This window comes from Bradyrhizobium sp. CCGB01, from assembly GCF_024199795.1.
GTDB lineage: Bacteria > Pseudomonadota > Alphaproteobacteria > Rhizobiales > Xanthobacteraceae > Bradyrhizobium.
The window spans coordinates 8,377,987-8,394,339 of the sequence record NZ_JANADK010000001.1; the positions used below are offsets into that span (position 1 = coordinate 8,377,987).

At 65.0% G+C, this 16,353-nt stretch carries 19 protein-coding genes; 14 read left to right on the top strand and 5 right to left on the bottom strand.

Features of this window, described 5'->3' with window-relative positions; all coding sequences use genetic code 11:
* Positions 1-50: 50 nt before the first annotated feature.
* Positions 51-1,133 carry a branched-chain amino acid aminotransferase gene (locus NLM25_RS39430; RefSeq protein ID WP_254140475.1) on the bottom strand — a complete coding sequence of 361 codons (1,083 nt, stop codon included), beginning with the start codon at positions 1,131-1,133 and terminating at the stop codon, positions 51-53.
* Between the two features lie 339 nt (positions 1,134-1,472).
* On the opposite strand from NLM25_RS39430, the gene NLM25_RS39435 reads away from it, so the two are divergent.
* From NLM25_RS39435 to NLM25_RS39445, 3 genes are read left to right on the top strand one after another with little or no spacing between them, the layout of a single operon-like run.
* Positions 1,473-2,015, top strand: coding sequence for a MarR family winged helix-turn-helix transcriptional regulator (locus NLM25_RS39435; RefSeq protein WP_254123278.1), 543 nt, complete (start codon positions 1,473-1,475; stop codon positions 2,013-2,015).
* Entirely contained in the window at positions 2,012-2,743 is a 732-nt protein-coding gene (locus NLM25_RS39440; RefSeq protein ID WP_254123279.1) for a response regulator, read from the top strand. The genes NLM25_RS39435 and NLM25_RS39440 overlap by 4 nt, the downstream gene beginning before the upstream one ends.
* An 18-nt stretch (positions 2,744-2,761) precedes the next feature.
* Entirely contained in the window at positions 2,762-4,150 is a 1,389-nt protein-coding gene (locus NLM25_RS39445) for an ATP-binding protein (RefSeq protein WP_254123280.1), read from the top strand.
* A gap of 190 nt (positions 4,151-4,340) precedes the next feature.
* Here the strand turns inward: NLM25_RS39445 and NLM25_RS39450 are convergent, their stop codons facing one another.
* Both NLM25_RS39450 and NLM25_RS39455 read right to left on the bottom strand, forming a co-directional pair.
* The gene (locus NLM25_RS39450; protein WP_254140476.1) at positions 4,341-4,871 is read right to left on the bottom strand and encodes a DUF3617 family protein; all 531 of its coding nucleotides are present in this window, start codon (positions 4,869-4,871) and stop codon (positions 4,341-4,343) included.
* 41 nt (positions 4,872-4,912) lie between these two features.
* Positions 4,913-5,218, bottom strand: coding sequence for a hypothetical protein (locus NLM25_RS39455; RefSeq protein WP_254123282.1), 306 nt, complete (start codon positions 5,216-5,218; stop codon positions 4,913-4,915).
* A 233-nt stretch (positions 5,219-5,451) separates the two neighbouring features.
* Between NLM25_RS39455 and NLM25_RS39460 the strand changes: the two genes are divergently transcribed.
* From NLM25_RS39460 to NLM25_RS39475, 4 genes are all read left to right on the top strand, one after another.
* On the top strand, positions 5,452-5,862 hold the full coding sequence (locus tag NLM25_RS39460) for a hypothetical protein (RefSeq protein WP_375166957.1): 411 nt from the start codon (positions 5,452-5,454) through the stop codon (positions 5,860-5,862).
* Positions 5,863-5,991: 129 nt separating this feature from the next.
* Entirely contained in the window at positions 5,992-6,687 is a 696-nt protein-coding gene (locus NLM25_RS39465) for a ribonuclease T2 (RefSeq protein WP_254140477.1), read from the top strand.
* A 159-nt stretch (positions 6,688-6,846) separates the two neighbouring features.
* Positions 6,847-7,707, top strand: a complete 861-nt coding sequence (locus tag NLM25_RS39470) for a 23S rRNA (adenine(2030)-N(6))-methyltransferase RlmJ (protein ID WP_254140478.1) — start codon at positions 6,847-6,849, stop codon at positions 7,705-7,707.
* A gap of 250 nt (positions 7,708-7,957) precedes the next feature.
* A complete protein-coding gene (locus NLM25_RS39475) occupies positions 7,958-8,173 on the top strand; it encodes a cold-shock protein (RefSeq protein ID WP_028176631.1) in 216 nt (71 codons plus the stop codon).
* Between the two features lie 86 nt (positions 8,174-8,259).
* On the opposite strand, the gene NLM25_RS39480 is transcribed toward NLM25_RS39475, so the two are convergent.
* Positions 8,260-8,880, bottom strand: a complete 621-nt coding sequence (locus NLM25_RS39480; RefSeq protein WP_254140479.1) for an outer membrane protein — start codon at positions 8,878-8,880, stop codon at positions 8,260-8,262.
* 252 nt (positions 8,881-9,132) lie between these two features.
* Between NLM25_RS39480 and uvrC the strand changes: the two genes are divergently transcribed.
* From uvrC to NLM25_RS39515, 7 genes are all read left to right on the top strand, one after another.
* A complete protein-coding gene (uvrC, locus tag NLM25_RS39485; RefSeq protein ID WP_254140480.1) occupies positions 9,133-11,196 on the top strand; it encodes an excinuclease ABC subunit UvrC in 2,064 nt (687 codons plus the stop codon).
* A gap of 97 nt (positions 11,197-11,293) precedes the next feature.
* A complete protein-coding gene (pgsA, locus tag NLM25_RS39490; RefSeq protein WP_254140481.1) occupies positions 11,294-11,911 on the top strand; it encodes a CDP-diacylglycerol--glycerol-3-phosphate 3-phosphatidyltransferase in 618 nt (205 codons plus the stop codon).
* Positions 11,908-12,159 (top strand): molybdopterin converting factor subunit 1, encoded by a 252-nt coding sequence (gene moaD / locus NLM25_RS39495; RefSeq protein ID WP_254123289.1) that lies wholly within the window; start codon positions 11,908-11,910, stop codon positions 12,157-12,159. The genes pgsA and moaD overlap by 4 nt, the downstream gene beginning before the upstream one ends.
* Positions 12,160-12,162: 3 nt before the next feature.
* On the top strand, positions 12,163-12,645 hold the full coding sequence (locus tag NLM25_RS39500) for a molybdenum cofactor biosynthesis protein MoaE (RefSeq protein WP_254140482.1): 483 nt from the start codon (positions 12,163-12,165) through the stop codon (positions 12,643-12,645).
* Positions 12,645-13,604, top strand: coding sequence for a 50S ribosomal protein L3 N(5)-glutamine methyltransferase (gene prmB / locus NLM25_RS39505; protein ID WP_254140483.1), 960 nt, complete (start codon positions 12,645-12,647; stop codon positions 13,602-13,604). The genes NLM25_RS39500 and prmB overlap by 1 nt, the downstream gene beginning before the upstream one ends.
* 90 nt (positions 13,605-13,694) lie before the next feature.
* Positions 13,695-14,282 carry a phage holin family protein gene (locus NLM25_RS39510; RefSeq protein ID WP_254140484.1) on the top strand — a complete coding sequence of 196 codons (588 nt, stop codon included), beginning with the start codon at positions 13,695-13,697 and terminating at the stop codon, positions 14,280-14,282.
* A 1-nt stretch (position 14,283) separates the two neighbouring features.
* The gene (locus NLM25_RS39515) at positions 14,284-15,414 is read left to right on the top strand and encodes a YihY/virulence factor BrkB family protein (RefSeq protein WP_254140485.1); all 1,131 of its coding nucleotides are present in this window, start codon (positions 14,284-14,286) and stop codon (positions 15,412-15,414) included.
* 48 nt (positions 15,415-15,462) lie between these two features.
* Here NLM25_RS39515 and NLM25_RS39520 read toward each other — a convergent pair whose 3' ends face one another.
* Positions 15,463-16,302 (bottom strand): class I SAM-dependent methyltransferase, encoded by an 840-nt coding sequence (locus NLM25_RS39520; protein WP_254140486.1) that lies wholly within the window; start codon positions 16,300-16,302, stop codon positions 15,463-15,465.
* Positions 16,303-16,353: the final 51 nt, after the last annotated feature.

Consider the following 16,353-nt stretch of genomic DNA (forward strand, 5'->3'; position numbering starts at 1 on the left):
GCGTGTTTCCCCTCTCCCCCGTGAGAGAGGGGAAACGCTCTCACCAAGTATCAAAACACTTTGCGGATCCAGTTGTGCGGATCGTTGGTGCGGCCGTACTGGATGTCGACGAGCTGCTTGCGCAGGCCCATGGCGACGGGGCCGGCGGCGCCGCCGCTGATCTCGAAATCGCCACTGACCGAGCGCACCTTGCCGATCGGCGAGATCACGGCAGCGGTGCCGCAGGCAAAAGCTTCCTTGAGCTTGCCGCTGGCCGCGTCCTTGCGCCACTGGTCGAGCGAGTACGGCTCCTCGCGCACGGTCTTTCCGGCATCGCGGGCGAGCGCGATGATGGAGTCGCGGGTGATGCCGGGCAGGATCGTGCCGAGCGGCGGCGTCGAGAGCGAACCGTCGTCGAACACGAAGAAGACGTTCATGCCGCCGAGCTCCTCGATGTAGCGGCGCTCGATTGCGTCGAGGAAGACGACCTGATCGCAACCGTGCTGAATGGCTTCCGCCTGGGCGCGCAGGCTCGCGGCATAATTGCCGCCGCACTTGACGGCGCCGGTGCCGCCGACCGCGGCGCGCGTGTAGTTCTCCGAGACCCAGATCGAGACCGGCGCAGGCCCGCCCTTGAAGTACGAACCCACCGGCGAAGCGATGACCGCAAAAATGTATTCGGACGACGGCTTGACGCCGAGGAAGGTCTCGCTCGCGATCATGAAGGGGCGCAGGTAAAGGCTGCCCTCGCCGCCCGGCATCCAGGCGCGGTCGATGCGCACGACCTGTTCGACCGCTTCGATGAAGACGTCTTCGGGGATCTGCGCCATCGCCATGCGATCGGCGGAGTCCTTGAAGCGGCGCGCGTTGGCGTCGGGACGAAACAGGTTCACGCCGCCGTCGCCGCGCTTGTAGGCCTTGAGGCCTTCGAAGATTTCCTGGGCGTAGTGCAGGACGGCGCCGGCCGGATCGAGCTGGAAGTTGGCGCGCGCTTCGATTCGCGCCTCGTACCAGCCACCCTTGGCCTGGTTGTAGCGGACGATCGCCATGTGATCGGTGAAGACCCGTCCGAAGCCGGGGTCCACCAGCTTGGCGACGCGATCCTTCTCGGGTGTCGGATTGGATGCGGGCTGGATGTCGAATTTCATGCTCATGTCCTTGCCTCCCGCTGCCGGTAGCGGCGCTGTTCTGGCGCCTGCCTGCCCTCTTTGGGCCCAGCTGGCTTGATGTGGTTTCTGGCCGGACCGCCGCCAGCCTTTTTACGGCCGGTTTCCGTGGCCAGCATGTCGCCGAGGACATGCTTTTGCGGAAGGCGGAAGTCCAGTATGTTTTGCCGAAATGCCGCTCGACAATGGCACGGTAGATCTGCTCCGGCCGTCGCCGCCTGTCCGGCTCTCTTTGGGCCGCCCTGCTTTGATGCCACCCGACGCGATACGATCTAAAATTTCGTGCGGGTCGATCGTTTTGTAACATTGAACCCAAGATACGTCAATATGCCTGACATAAATTTCGCGACTCCCTCTCAAGACGCAGCCGAGCCACGGCCGGCCGCAGGCGATGGAGGCAATTTGCGCTGGGATATCATCGAGCTACTGTTCTTCGCTTATCGCGATTTCGTCGGCGATCCCGACCAGGAGCTGGAGGCGTTTGGCTTCGGCCGGGCCCACCACCGGGTCATGCATTTCGTCTACCGCTACCCCGGCCTCAAGGTCGCGGACCTGCTCGACGTCCTGCGCATCACCAAGCAGTCGCTCGGCCGCGTGCTCAAGCAGCTTCTGGACGAGGGCTATATCGTGCAGAAGACCGGCGACAATGACCGCCGCCAGCGCCTGCTCTACGCGACGCCGAAGGGCGAGGCGCTGGTGCAGAAGCTCGCCGGGCTCCAGACCACGCGCATCACCAAGGCGCTCGCCGAGATGGCGCCGCAGGATGCCGAGACCGTCAAGCGCTTCCTGCGCGCCATGATCGACCGCGACGATCCGGACAAGGTGCTCGAGACGATCTTCGCCAACGTCAATCAAGACAGCAAGGAGTGACCGTGCCACTCGCTGCCACGCTCGCCCGTCCGCCGGTAGAACCGGCCGACGATGCGCCACATCTACTGCTGGTCGACGACGACCGCCGCATCCGCGATCTGCTCTCGCGCTTTCTCGCCGGCGAAGGCTATCGCGTCACCACCGCGGCCAGCGCCGGCGACGCACGCTCGAAGCTGCTCGGCCTGCATTTCGATCTTCTGATCCTCGACGTCATGATGCCCGGCGAGACCGGCTTCGACCTTGCCCGCTTCATCCGGACCTCCTCCTCGGTGCCGATCGTGATGCTGACGGCGCGGCATGAAGCGGAATCCCGCATCGAGGGACTTCAGATCGGGGCCGACGACTACGTGGCAAAGCCGTTCGAGCCGCGCGAGCTTGCGCTGCGCATCAACAACATCCTCAAGCGCGCGGCGCCGCCGCCGCAGGCCGCGACGGTGGAGAAGATCGCGTTCGGACCTTACGTCTACCATCTCGATCGCGGCGAACTGCGCCAGGGCGAGGAGGTCATTCACCTCACCGACCGCGAGCGCGAGATGCTGCGCATTCTCTCGGAAACACCCGGCGAGACCGTGCCGCGCAGCGCGCTGACCGGCAATGGCACCGTCAACGAGCGCGCCGTCGACGTGCAGATCAACCGCCTCAGGCGCAAGATCGAGACCGATCCCGCCAATCCGCTGTTCCTCCAGGCGGTGCGCGGCATCGGCTACCGCCTTGTGGCCTCGCCATAAAGCAGTGAAGCGCGACCGATGAGCACGATCGATACCGGCCTGACGCTGCTCAAGAGCGCCGCCGGCCGCGTCTCGGCCGCCAATGGCTGGATGGGCAACGCGTTCAAGGGCTGGATGCCGACCGGCCTCTATGCGCGCGCGCTCCTCATCATGATCGTGCCGATGGTGGTGCTGCAATCCGTCGTCGCCTTCGTGTTCATGGAGCGGCACTGGAACACCGTGACGCGCCGCCTGTCGGCTGCGGTGGTGCAGGACATCGCCGCGCTGATCGACGTCTACAAGGGCTATCCGCAAGACAAGGACCGCGACCAGATCCGCCGCATCGCCCAGCAGCGCCTCGGGCTCGTGGTCGATTTCCTGCCCGCCGGCGACATGCCGCCGCCGGGGCCAAAGCCGTTCTTCTCGCTGCTCGACCAGACGCTGTCGGTGCAACTCGGCCGCCAGATCGGGCGCTCGTTCTGGATCGACACCGTCGGCCGCTCCAACCTCGTCGAGATCCGCATCCAGCTCGACGACGCCGTCATGCGCGTGTTCGCGCAGCGCAGCGCCGCCTATGCCTCGAACTCGGAGATCTTCCTGTTCTGGATGGTCGGCACGTCCTCGATCCTGCTGATCGTCGCGGTGCTGTTCCTGCGCAACCAGATCAGGCCGATCCTGCGCCTCGCGGATGCCGCCGAAAGCTTCGGCAAGGGCCGCGAAGCGCCGAACTTCCGCCCGCGCGGCGCGCGCGAGGTGCGGCGCGCGGCGGTCGCCTTCCTTGAAATGAAATCGCGCATCGAGCGCACGATGGAGCAGCGCACCGCGATGCTCGCCGGCGTCAGCCACGATCTGCGCACCATCCTGACGCGCTTCAAGCTCGAGCTGGCGCTGATCGGCGACAGCCCTGAGATGGAAGGCATGCGCAAGGACGTCGACGAGATGTCGATGATGCTGGAGGATTATCTTGCGTTTGCCCGCGGCGATTCCGGCGAGCAGTCGCAGCCGACCGACATGGCGCAGGCGCTCGAGGAGTTGCGCAGCGACGCCGAGCGCCACGGCCACATCGCGACCGTGGCGTTCCACGGCCTGCCCGTGGTGACGGTGAAGCCGGCCTCATTCAAGCGCTGCCTTGCCAACCTCGTCACCAACGCGGCGCGCTACGGCAAGGCCATCGCGATCAGCGGGCAGCGCGATCACCGTTATTTGACCGTCACGGTCGACGACGATGGCCCCGGCATTCCCGCTCATCTGCGCGAAGAGGTGTTCAAGCCATTCCTGCGGCTGGACAATGCCCGCAACCAGGACGAAGGCGGCACGGGCCTCGGTCTTGCCATCGCCCGCGACATCGCCCGCTCGCATGGCGGCGACATCACCCTGGGCGACAGCCCGATGGGGGGATTAAGGGCGAGCGTCCGGATTCCGGTGTAGGTGCAATCTTCCCTTCTCCCCTTGTGGGAGAAGGTGGCGCGAAGCGCCGGATGAGGGGTTGCCCCAGCGAATTCAAAAATAAGCGAGTCACGCGCGGAGACAGACCCCTCACCCGACTCGCCGCTACGCGGCGAGCCACCCTCTCCCACAAGGGGGAGAGGGGAAAGTTCATCCCGGGCTACGATCTCGCCTACTTCGGCAGCAGCGCCTTCAGCTTGTCGATGTCGCGCACGTTCATCTTGAAGCCGCCGGGCATCACGATGTCGCCGGGCTTCTGGTCCGGCTTGCAGGCTCCCAACCACTTGGCTTCGAGCTGCATCGTCGTGTCGCGCCCCGCGTTACCTGCGGCGCCGCCTTGCGCGTGCGAGGTGGTCTTCACCGTATAGGCCGAGTTGAAATCGCCCGTGATCTCCGCATGCGAGGTCGTGCTGATGCCGGCGACGTTGCACTCGGAATCGCTGACATAGCCGGTCGCGGTCTTCTTGATGTCCTGCTTGGCGCAGATCTGCTTGGCCATCGGGGAGACGTTGTTGCTCATCTCCTTGTCGACGGTCTCGTCGGTGCAGTGCTGCATGGTCATCTCGGGCACGGGCGTGCCGGTCCTGACCATCTTCATTTCCCAAAGACCCGCCTTGCGCACCGGCAGATCGTCGGCGCAGGCCGCCCCTGCCGACAAGACAAGGCAAAGGGCCGAGCCGAGCAAAGCGAGTTTGCGCGTCATGTCAGAGGCTCCCGGCTGAGAGGTGGCGTTACGAAAGCGCCTCAGTAGAGCGTGCGGATCGGCTGGTTGGCGGCGCCATAGGGCACCCAGCGGCAGGAGAACGAGATGTAGCCGCCCTCATAGGCCTGCACCGCCAGGAATTTCACGACCTTGCCGTAGCGCGCGCAATGATCGACCGCGACCTGACGGGCATCGGCCTGCGTCGCCATCGAATAGGCGATGATGCCGCCGGTGTCGTTGCCCTTGAACGGCGGCACCGGAAGGATGTCAGCGCGCGCCGGCTGGCTCGCCATCATACCCGAGACAACCAGGCTGGCGAGAAGGCTCGCGGCCGCAATGATTCGCATTCCCGTTACTCCAATTGGTTGGCACCAGTTTACGGTGCCGGGATGCCCGTGAAAAGAACTGAAGTCCCGTCAGCTGCGACGTTATGGTCAACTCTTGGCCAAGTGTTGCCGCGCTGCACTTGACCTCCCGGTCCCTTCGCGGCACCGTCCGACCCTCGCAGATCATGCTGTCCGGATTGCCCATGCGCGCCCTCCCCCTGAAATCGCTCCGCTTTGCCGCCGTGCTCGGTCTCATGTTCGGAGCGTTGTCGCTCGGTGAGGCCAGGGCCGCCAATCCGCTGGAACTGAACTTCTGGCTGAACGGGCCGCGCTATGACGGCGCCGTCGTCGATTGCGACAAGGCGCTGCCGACGATCGCCACCCAGTTCTGGGAGAAGGAAAGCTCGTTCTGGAATTCCTCGTTGAAGATCACCGGCTTCGCCGCCGTTCGCGAGATCGCGTTCCGGCCCTGGCAGTCCGACAATATCCCGCGTCGCTATTGCACCGGCGAGGCCATGCTCAGTGACGGCAAGGTGCGCAAGGTGCATTTCTCGATCATCGAGGATGGCGGCTTCGCGAGCTACGGCAATGGCGTCGAGTGGTGCGTGGTCGGGCTCGACCGCAACTGGGCCTACAATCCGGCCTGCCGCGCCGCCAGGCCTTGATCGACACGTTTTGATCGAGAAGCCCTGATTCGGACCGATCAGGGCGACCGGTTGCCGTCCGAATTTTGTTCTTGAAATGTTCTTTCTGCCTGCTAGGCTGGTCACACAGTCTAGTTGAGGGGCGTCGCCATGTTTCATTTTAGATTGCATTCGTTCTCCCGTCTCGTGATCTCACTGATCCTCCCCCTGGTTCTTGCCGCCGCGCTGGCTGGCGGCGCGAAGGCCCAGGACAAACGGCAGAACGCGCCCGGCGAGTTCGATTTCTATGTGCTGTCGCTGTCATGGTCGCCCTCGTTCTGCGAGGAGGCGTCCGAGCGCGGCGGTCGCTCGCAGATGCAGTGCAGCGGGCGGCCCTACGCGTTCGTGGTGCACGGGCTGTGGCCGCAATATGAAAATGGCTTCCCGGAATATTGCCAGCGGCCGTCGCCGCGCCTGAACCGCAACATCGTCTCCTCGATGCTCGACCTGATGCCGGCGCCGGGCCTGATCTTCAACGAGTGGGACAAGCACGGCACCTGCTCCGGGCTCGATAGCCGCAATTATTTCGAGACGATCCGCAAGGCGCGCGCCGCGATCAAGATCCCGGCGGAATTTCTCGAACTGTCGCAGGCCAGGACCGTGGCACCGGGCGAGGTGGAGGAAGCCTTCATCAAAGCCAATGCAGGCCTGAGCAGCGCGGCCATCTCGGTCACCTGCAACCGGACCCGGCTCTCCGAGGTCCGCATCTGCCTCAGCAAGGACCTGCAATTCCGGGCCTGCGAGGAGATCGAGCGCCGCGCCTGCCGCCGCGACCAGGTGACGATGCCGCCGATCAGGGGCGGATAGGTTTCCGTCAGTGCGAGCCATCGGGTCCGCGCGAAGCGCAGCCCGATGACAGGCTCCGCGAAGCAATCCGGACTGCTGGCGCGGATGGATTCTGGATTGCTTCGCCGCGCTCGCGATGACAAGTGGGTAGGATCGCGCAAAACAACGTAGTCCTGTCCCATGAACTACCGCCACGCCTTCCACGCCGGCAGCTTCACCGATGTCATCAAGCACATCGTGCTCGCGCGCATCATTACCTACCTCCAGGACAAGCCGGGGGCATTCCGTGTCATCGACACCCATGCCGGCGCCGGTCTCTACGATCTCGAAAGTGACGAGGCGCGCCGTAGCGGCGAATGGCTGACCGGTATTGCGCGGCTGATGCAGGCGCGCCTGTCGAACGAGAGCGTGGCGCTGGCCAAGCCTTATCTCGACATCGTCCGCGCCTTCAATCCAAAGGGCGAGCTCAAGGCCTATCCGGGCTCGCCGCTGATCGCGCGCGGCCTGCTGCGGCCGCAGGATCGCCTCGTTGCCTGCGAGCTCGAGCCGAAGGCGCGCAAGGCGCTGATCGACGTGTTGCGCCGCGACGAACAGGCGCGCGTGGTCGATCTCGACGGCTGGGTGGCGCTGCCGGCCTTCGTGCCGCCGAAGGAACGGCGCGGCCTCGTGCTGATCGATCCGCCATTCGAAGCGAAGGATGAGTTCGAAAAGCTCGGCGAAGCGTTCTCGACGGCTTTCGCGAAATGGCCGACCGGTATCTATGTAATCTGGTATCCGGCCAAGAACCGGCGCGCCACCGACACGCTGGTGCAAACGGTCGCACGGCTCGCAGCTGCAGCAAAACCACCGGGAAAATGCCTGCGACTCGAATTCAGCGTGGCGCCGCAACTCGATGGTGCAGCCCTCACCTCAACCGGACTGCTGATCGTCAATCCGCCGTACACGCTGCAGGGCGAGCTCAAGACGATCCTGCCCGAGCTGGAAATACCGCTCGGACAGGGCGGCGCTGCCAGATTCCGATTAGAGGTGCCGAGGCTGTAACACCCCGGCATTCTTGGGAAAAATATGCAGGGGCGGTAGTCAATCCGCCGAGAACCGTATTATGCTGTTTGCGTGACTGGCTTTACGTTCCGCTTCCGCGAATGGTTGCGGCGGAGTGAAGGCCCTAAGAAAGATCCAACGGACCGAAAGGTCCGCCCAAGGATGGCCAGCTCCCGGGCTTCGTAAGGCCCGGTCATGTCGTGACGTGTGTCTGCGTCGCGACGGAGGAGCAATGAGGGGGAGTTTCCCGATGGCCATGACGGGAACGGTTAAATTTTTCAACGGCGAACGCGGCTATGGATTCATCAAGCCGGACGACGGTGGTCGTGACGTCTTCGTGCATATTACTGCTGTGGAGCGTGCGGGACTGAAGGATCTTGCCGAAGGACAGCGTATTACTTTCGAAGTCGAGCCCGACAAGAAGGGCAAGGGACCGAAGGCGGTCAATTTAGTCATCCTTGCCTAGCCGGCCCGACGCAAAACACCTGGCGAAAAAAAATCCCGGCCGCGAGCGGCCGGGAGGTTGTTGTCCGGTATTTTCTTCTTCAGCTATCAGAAGTGATAGTTCACGCCTGCGCGCACAACGCTGGCGCTGTAGCCGTTTGACACGCCTGTAATTGCAAACTGGCTCGTCGACAGATCGATGTAGAGATATTCGAGCTTGGCGCTCCAGTTCGGCGCGAAGCCGACTTCCGCGCCGGCACCGATGGTCCAGCCAGCGGTGGTGTGCGACTCCGTCCAGCCGAATGTCTGAGCGCGCAGCTCGCCGAAGGCGAGGCCGGCGGTGCCGTAGAACAGCACGTTGCTGAAGGCATAGCCGGCGCGTCCGCGCAGCGTGCCGAACCAGGGATTGGAGAACTTCCACGGCGCAAAGGTGTCGTCGGCACCGGCGGCCTGGATGTCGCCCTCGACGCCGAACACCCACGGCCCGTTCTGGAAATTGTAGCCGGCCTGCACACCGCCGACGAAGCCGGAGGGTTTTACGGGACTATTGCTGACGGAGCCCCATTCGTAGCCGATGTTGCCGCCGAGATAGGGACCGGCCCAGCTATACGCGTTGAGCGGCTGATTGACCGTATAGGGCGCCCGCTGACCATAGAGATCGGCGGCCTCTGCCGAAGCTGTCCAGCCGGCTGCAACCAACGCGGCTGCGCCCACGACGAACCTCTTCATCCCACTCTCCAACGCAAACTGCCGTCACCGCGTGCGATGCCCGCGCAGCCGCGCGAGGCAAAGCCGCATGGTTACGGAACCACCACTTTTTCGCGTAAGATTTATCGAGAGTTTTAAGTTAAAGGCCTGTTAAGCCGGGTTACCGCGCTGTTAACAGGCTTAAGCAAGCGTTACCGGGAACTGCGCCGCCATCCTGTGTGTGCGGCACGGCCGGAACTTCAAATCGGCGCTCCCAGCGCCTAAATTCGCACCATGGTTCACGATTCCACCGACAACCCGGACGACGCACGCGCGCGCAAACCGCCGCGCGCCACGGCGACCGACGCCCCGCCGGAGAGCCTGGCGCCGCCGGACCTCGATCCCGCCACCACCGCTGGCGAGGACGAGGATGATGCACTGTTGCCTGACATCCTGGAGGAGAGCGGCGCGGTCGGCGAAGAGCCGCTGGCGACCGGCCATGAGGCGATCGAGCGCGCGGTCCGCCTTGCCCCCACCTCGCCCGGCGTCTATCGCATGCTCAATGCGAATGCCGACGTGCTCTATGTCGGCAAGGCCAAGAACATCAAAAAGCGCCTGTCGAACTATGCGCGCCAGAGCGCGCCGCAGCCGGCGCGCATCCTGCGCATGATCGCCGCCACGGTGACCGTGGAGATCGTCTCGACCAACACCGAGACCGAAGCGCTGCTGCTGGAAGCCAACCTCATCAAGCAGCTGCGGCCGCGCTTCAACGTGCAGCTCCGCGACGACAAGTCGTTTCCCTACATCCTGATCACCGGCGATCATTGGGCGCCGCAGATCCTGAAGCACCGCGGCGCGCAGACCCGGCCCGGGCGCTATTTCGGCCCGTTCGCCTCCGCCGGCGCCGTCAACCGCACCATCACCGCCTTGCAGCGCGCGTTCCTGATCCGCTCCTGCACGGACTCCTTCTTCGAGAGCCGCTCGCGGCCCTGCCTGCTCTACCAGATCCGCCGCTGCGCCGGCCCATGCACCCGTGAGATCGACTTCCCCGGCTATACGACGCTGGTGCGCGAGGCGACCGACTTCCTCTCCGGCAAGAGCCATGCTGTGAAGCAGGAGCTTGCCGGCGAGATGGAGAAGGCGTCCGGCGAGCTCGAATTCGAGCGCGCGGCGCTCTACCGCGACCGCCTTGCCGCGTTGTCGGCGATCCAGTCGCAGCAGGGCATCAATCCACGCACGGTGGAAGAAGCCGACGTGTTCGCCATCCATCAGGAGGGCGGCTTCTCCTGCGTCGAAGTGTTCTTCTTCCGCACCGGACAGAACTGGGGCAACCGCGCCTATTTCCCGCGCGCGGAGAAGACGTTTACGCCGGAGGAAGTGCTGGGGTCCTTCCTCGCCCAGTTCTACGACGACAAGCCTCCGCCGAAGAACATCCTGCTCTCGCACGAGATCGAGGAGAGCGAGCTGCTCGCCAATGCGCTGTCGATCAAGGCCGGCCACAAGATCGAGGTCACGGCGCCCAAGCGCGGCGAGAAGAAGGAGCTGGTCGCCCACGCGCTGACCAATGCGCGCGAAGCGCTCGGCCGCAAGCTCGCGGACACCGCGACCCAGAGCCGCCTGCTCGACGCCATGGCGACGACGCTGGCCCTGCCCCACGCGCCCAAGCGCATCGAGGTCTACGACAATAGCCATATCCAGGGCACCAACGCGGTCGGCGCCATGATCGTCGCCGGCCCCGATGGCTTCGTGAAGAACCAGTACCGCAAGTTCAACATCAAGTCGGAAGGGCTGACCCCGGGCGACGATTACGGCATGATGCGCGAGGTGCTGGAGCGCCGCTTCAAGCGCCTGATCAATCCGCCGGAGGAGAGTGCGGCCAAGGCCAGGGAGGACGACTTCCCGCAATGGCCGGACCTCGTGATCATCGACGGCGGCCGCGGCCAGCTCAACGCCGTCAGGGAGATCTTTACCAATCTCGGCCTGACCCAGGTGTCGCTGATGTCGGTCGCCAAGGGACCGGACCGGGATGCCGGCCGCGAAACCCTGTTCATGCCGGAGCGCGAGGCGATCAAGCTGGAGCCGCGCGATCCGGTGCTCTATTTCATCCAGCGCCTGCGCGACGAGGCCCACCGCTTCGTCATCGGCTCGCACCGCAAGCTGCGCAAGAAGGACATCCGCGAGGCCGGTTTGCAGGAGATTCCGGGCATCGGCCCGTCACGCAAACGTGCCTTGCTGCATCATTTCGGAACCCTGAAGGAGATCGAGCGGGCCTCGATCGCCGATCTCGGCAAGGTTCCGGGGGTAAGTGCGGAGAGCGCCCGCAGGATTTTCGAGTATTTCCATCCCCAACCGGGATGAACTAAAGGGGGCGGGGTCATATGGTCGTCGTCTCCCGCACCCCATGTGTGGGGATGGGACGGTTGACCTTAGGGCACCAGCGGTATTGGTAGGACGGATGAACATCGCCACGACACGAGGGACGACCAGCCGCGCGATGTCCCTCCCGAACATCCTGACCTATGGCCGGATCGCCGCGATCCCGGTCGTGGTCGGGTGCATCTATGCCCAGTCGATCATGGACGGCCCGCTGTGGCTGCGCTGGGTCGCGGTCGCCATTTTCATCGCGGCCGCGGTCACCGACTACCTCGACGGCTATTACGCGCGGATCTGGAATCAGCAATCGGCATTCGGCCGGATGCTCGATCCGATCGCCGACAAGCTGCTGGTCGCCTCGTGCCTGCTGATGCTGGCCGCCGACGGCATCATCCACGGCTGGTCGCTGTGGGCCGCCATCGTGATCCTGTGCCGCGAGATCCTGGTCTCGGGCCTGCGCGAATATCTCGCGGCGTTGCGGGTAAGCGTGCCCGTGACCAAGCTTGCCAAGTGGAAGACGACCGTTCAGCTCATCGCCATCGGCTTCCTGCTGGCTGGCCCGGCCGGCGATGAGGTGCTGCCCTTGGTCTCGATGATCGGACTGGCGCTGCTGTGGGCCTCGGCCATCCTGACCATGTACACCGGCTACGACTATTTCCGCGCCGGCATCCATCACCTCATCAAGGAGGATGAGGGATGAAGGTGAAGTACTTCGCCTGGGTGCGCGAGCGCGTCGGCAAGGCCGAGGAGACCATCGAGCCGCCCGCGACCGTACGCACCGTCGAGGAGCTGATCGCCTGGCTGTCCGGCCAGAGCGAGGCCTATGCCTACGCCTTCGAGAAACCGAAGGTGATCCGCACCGCGATCGACCATGCCCACGTCAAACCGGACGCGGTGATCGCGGGCGCCCGCGAGATCGCGTTCTTCCCGCCGATGACCGGCGGCTAGGCCATGACCTCCCCTGTCACCACCTGCCCCGTCACCATCCGCATCCAGGAAGACGATTTCGACATCGCGCGCGAGATCGCGGTCCTGACCGCGAGCCGCACCGACATCGGCGCCGTCGTGAGCTTTTCCGGCATCTGCCGCGGCGACGAGGATAGCGCCAAGATCGCCGCGCTCACGCTTGAGCATTATCCCGGCATGGCGGAAGAGGAGATCAAGCGCCATGCCGACGAAGCTGTATCGCGCTGGCCGCTGAACGGCGTCACCATCATCCACCGTGTGGGGCGGTTCATGCCGGGGCAGAACATCGTGCTGGTGCTGACGGCCTCGCAGCACCGCCAGGCGGCGTTCCAGGCCGCCGAGTTCCTGATGGATTATCTCAAGACCAACGCGCCGTTCTGGAAAAAGGAAGAGAGCGCCGCCGGCACCGGCTGGGTCGAGGCCCACGCCCGTGACGACGAGGCCACCGCACGCTGGACCCGATCCTGATGGCAAGAGCATCCAAGAAGACCGTGCGTGGCCGCGCCGCGCCAAAGCTCGCGAAGGTCGGCCGCGGCGAACTGCTCACGCTGATCGATTTCGTCCGCTATGCGGTGAGCCGCTTCAGTGAGGCGAAGCTCGCCTTCGCCCATGGCACGACCGATCCCGTCGCCGAAGCCGTGTTCCTGGTCTGCGAAACCCTGCATCTGCATCCCGACCAGTTCGAGATCTTTGCCCATGCCTGCGTCACCACGGCGGAAGGCAAGACCATCCTCGACCTCATCCATCAGCGCGTCACCACGCGCAAACCGGCCGCCTATCTCGTCAACAAGATCTACATGCGCGGCCTGCCCTTCTATGTCGACGAGCGCGTCATCGTTCCGCGCTCCTTCATCGGCGAGCTGCTGGACTCGCATTTCGGCGGCGACGGCGAGGTCGGCTCGCTGATCGACGACCCCACGGCCGTCGAGCGCGTGCTCGATCTCTGCACGGGCTCGGGGTGCCTGGCGATCCTCGCCGCGCATCATTTCCCGAACGCTGTGATCGACGCCGTCGATATCTCCAAGGGCGCGTTGGAAGTCGCCACGCGCAATGTCACCGAGCACGGGCTCGATGAACGGATCGCGCTGCACCGGGGCGATCTGTTCGCTCCGCTTGGCGACAACAAATACGATTTGATCATCACCAACCCGCCTTACGTCGATGCGGACGGTATGGCGGCGCTGCCGCCGGAGTGCCGCGCCGAGCCGAAGCTTGCCTTCGACGGCGGCGCCGACGGCCTCGATGTGGTGCGCCGCATCCTGCGCGAGGCGCCCGACCACCTGACGGCGGATGGCGGGCTGATCTGCGAGATCGGCCGCGGCCGCGAACTGGTCGACGAGGCCTTCCCGGAACTGCCGCTGCTCTGGCTGGACACCGAGGAGTCCGAGGGCGAGGTGTTCTGGATCGCGGCTGCCGATCTCGGCTGATCCGTCACGGCACCCCGCTCCGCGCGGAACAAGTCAAATTCCGCCACGTTCATCCCCCGACGAATTTTCTCGCTCTCGGAGGATGCCCGCATGCTCGCGCCATCGGGTGAATTGCTGCGCGCCGGCATGGCGCTCAAACTCAACCATCTCAAACGCGCCGCCGGATCCTATCTGCGCGACCGCAGCAATCAGGCCACGGGACGCATGACGTCCTATGCGGTCGCCGCGGGACTGTTCGCAGTCGCCGGGTTGTTCCTGATCGCCACCTTCTTTGTCGGCCTGATGGCCCTGTATCGTTGGGTCGCGATCGCTTACGGACAATTCTGGGGCTTCGGTGCCGTCGCGGCCGTGCTCCTGGTGCTGGCCGCGTGCTGCGCCGGCTTGGCTCTGGCCCAGATGAAGCGTCGGGACAAGCCGATCGTGCCGCTTGCCAGCCGGATGCGCGTTGCGATCGCCACGCCGCGGATCCCGCGCGGAACGGTCAAGCAGGCCGTGAAGGAGGTCGCGACGACGATTCCGCTGGTGCCGCTCGCACCGGGCGAACGCAGCCGTGGCGGCAACGCCCCGTCGGTGCGGACTCACCGGCCCGTGCAACTTGGCCTGATGCTCGCAGCAGTCGGGCTGCTGGGCTTCACCGCCGCGCGCCGGCGACGGCACGGCCACCGATTGGACGCCTGAAATGCGTGCGCGGTCCACCGAGCAGCTCGACAGTTGGGTGCTGGTCGCCGCCACGGCCGTCTTCGTGCTGACTGCGGAACGCTACTTCCAGGAGTCCGGCGTCATTCGGCCGGGGCCTCCGCAAGACCATCGCAACAATGAAGCAAGTTCACCGGAGACGAGCCCGGCGGGCGCAGCCGTGCAGCCAGGCCATGGCCGCCGGGCAAAGAGCCCGTTCACAATTCCCTGGGCGGGCTGGAAGGATATCTTCTGGCGCACCTATCAGCGCATCGACGACGATCGCCTGCTCGCGACCGCGGGCGGCGTCGTCTTCTTCGGGCTGCTCGCGATCTTTCCCGCCGTGACCGCGCTGGTCTCGTCTTACGGATTGTTCGCCGATCCCTCGACGATCAGCTCCAACCTCCAGACGCTGGCGACGATGCTGCCCGAGGGCTCGTTCCAGATCGTCGAGGACCAGGTCGCGCGCGTGGTGTCGAACGGCAATGCGACCCTCGGTGTCGCCTTCCTGTCCGGCCTCCTGCTCGCGATCTGGAGCGCCAATGCCGGCGTGAAATCCATCTTCGACGCCCTCAACGTCGCCTATGAGGAGCGCGAGAAGCGCAGCTTCATCAAGCTGAACCTGGTGTCGCTGGCCTTCACGGTCGGCGGCATCGCGGCGCTGTTGTTGATGGTGGGCACCGTGGTCGCCTTCCCGCTCGCGCTCGATCATCTCGGCATGGCGCCCGAGAGCAAGTTGATCGTGGCGCTGGCGCGATGGCCGCTCCTGTTCCTGATCCTGCTCGCGGCGCTCGCGGTCCTCTACCGCTTCGCTCCCAGCCGCGATGCGCCGCGCTGGCAATGGCTGAGCCTCGGCGCGGTGGCGGCCGCCATCCTCTGGATTGCCGGCTCGGCGCTGTTGTCCTGGTATCTCTCGGCCTTCGCCAATTACAACGCGACCTATGGCTCGCTCGGTGCGGCGATCGGCCTGATGATGTGGATGTGGATGTCCGCCATCGTCATCATGTTCGGAGCCGAGCTGAACTCGGAAATCGAGCGGCAGACCCTGCGCGACACGACCACCGGACCGCCCAAGCCGCTCGGCAGCCGCGAGGCCGTCTCGGCCGACACGGTCGGCGCCGCCGCGCCATCTTGATGGACGGCGGTCAGGCCGAACGCCGGCCTGACCGCATCACGACGAGGATCAGCGCTTGCTGATCACCGCCTCCAGATATTCGCTGTGCACGACGACCGTGCCGTCGTCGGCATGGTTGAACTCGCCGAGCAGCGTCATGAGATCACGGCGCAGCGCCGCCTGGCCGCTCTCGTCGAGCGCGGCGAACGCCTTCAGCATCGGCCCGTAATAGGACTTGAAGACGTCGAGCCAGTGCTCCGGCGAGCGATAGCGGAACACGAACATGCGCGGTTCGGCAACGATCTCCGAAGCCTGGCCTCCGAACATCTCCTCGAGCCGTGCCTGCGTGCCCCACAGCGCGGGTGATTTCACGCCGGCCGGCGGCGGCAAATGCTTGCCGATGGTCTTGAAGAGCTGGCCGATAAAACCCTGCGGCGTCCAGTTGGCGAGGCCGATCTTGCCGCCGGACTTGCAGACCCGTGCCAGCTCGGAGGCCGCCTTGTCCTGGTCCGGCGTGAACATCACGCCGAAGGTCGAGAGCACGACGTCGTAGCTCGCATCGGCAAACGGCAGCGCTTCGGCGTCCGCCTCGCGAAATTCGACCGTCAGGTGGTCCGCCGCCGCCCGCTCCTGTCCGCGCTTGAGCAGTGCCGGCACGTAATCGGTGGATGTGACGTCACACCAGCGCCGTGCCGCGGCCAGGGTCGCATTGCCGTTGCCGGCGGCGACGTCCAGCACCTTGCTGCCGGCGCGCAAATCCAGGGCCTCACAGAGCTGTTCGCCGACGATCTGCAAGGTGGTGCCGACGATCGCATAGTCGCCGGACGACCAGGCGCCGTGCTGGCGCTGCTTGACGGCGGCAAGATCGGGTTGGGCGGAGGCTGGCTTGAGCGCGGCGGATGTCGACATGGCAATCTCCTGCGGTTGAAAACGCCGGGACGATAGGGCGCATCCGCTGCG

Coding starts and splice junctions, on each gene's coding strand:
- NLM25_RS39465 (WP_254140477.1), top strand. CDS start 5,992: ATGTTTCATTTTAGATTGCATTCGTTCTCCCGTCTCGTGATCTCACTG.
- NLM25_RS39430 (WP_254140475.1), bottom strand. CDS start 1,133: ATGAGCATGAAATTCGACATCCAGCCCGCATCCAATCCGACACCCGAG.
- NLM25_RS39445 (WP_254123280.1), top strand. CDS start 2,762: ATGAGCACGATCGATACCGGCCTGACGCTGCTCAAGAGCGCCGCCGGC.
- NLM25_RS39455 (WP_254123282.1), bottom strand. CDS start 5,218: ATGCGAATCATTGCGGCCGCGAGCCTTCTCGCCAGCCTGGTTGTCTCG.
- NLM25_RS39475 (WP_028176631.1), top strand. CDS start 7,958: ATGGCCATGACGGGAACGGTTAAATTTTTCAACGGCGAACGCGGCTAT.
- NLM25_RS39480 (WP_254140479.1), bottom strand. CDS start 8,880: ATGAAGAGGTTCGTCGTGGGCGCAGCCGCGTTGGTTGCAGCCGGCTGG.
- NLM25_RS39500 (WP_254140482.1), top strand. CDS start 12,163: ATGACCTCCCCTGTCACCACCTGCCCCGTCACCATCCGCATCCAGGAA.
- NLM25_RS39450 (WP_254140476.1), bottom strand. CDS start 4,871: ATGACGCGCAAACTCGCTTTGCTCGGCTCGGCCCTTTGCCTTGTCTTG.
- uvrC (WP_254140480.1), top strand. CDS start 9,133: ATGGTTCACGATTCCACCGACAACCCGGACGACGCACGCGCGCGCAAA.
- NLM25_RS39510 (WP_254140484.1), top strand. CDS start 13,695: ATGCTCGCGCCATCGGGTGAATTGCTGCGCGCCGGCATGGCGCTCAAA.
- prmB (WP_254140483.1), top strand. CDS start 12,645: ATGGCAAGAGCATCCAAGAAGACCGTGCGTGGCCGCGCCGCGCCAAAG.
- NLM25_RS39520 (WP_254140486.1), bottom strand. CDS start 16,302: ATGTCGACATCCGCCGCGCTCAAGCCAGCCTCCGCCCAACCCGATCTT.
- NLM25_RS39470 (WP_254140478.1), top strand. CDS start 6,847: ATGAACTACCGCCACGCCTTCCACGCCGGCAGCTTCACCGATGTCATC.
- NLM25_RS39435 (WP_254123278.1), top strand. CDS start 1,473: ATGCCTGACATAAATTTCGCGACTCCCTCTCAAGACGCAGCCGAGCCA.
- moaD (WP_254123289.1), top strand. CDS start 11,908: ATGAAGGTGAAGTACTTCGCCTGGGTGCGCGAGCGCGTCGGCAAGGCC.
- NLM25_RS39515 (WP_254140485.1), top strand. CDS start 14,284: ATGCGTGCGCGGTCCACCGAGCAGCTCGACAGTTGGGTGCTGGTCGCC.
- pgsA (WP_254140481.1), top strand. CDS start 11,294: ATGAACATCGCCACGACACGAGGGACGACCAGCCGCGCGATGTCCCTC.
- NLM25_RS39460 (WP_375166957.1), top strand. CDS start 5,452: ATGTTCGGAGCGTTGTCGCTCGGTGAGGCCAGGGCCGCCAATCCGCTG.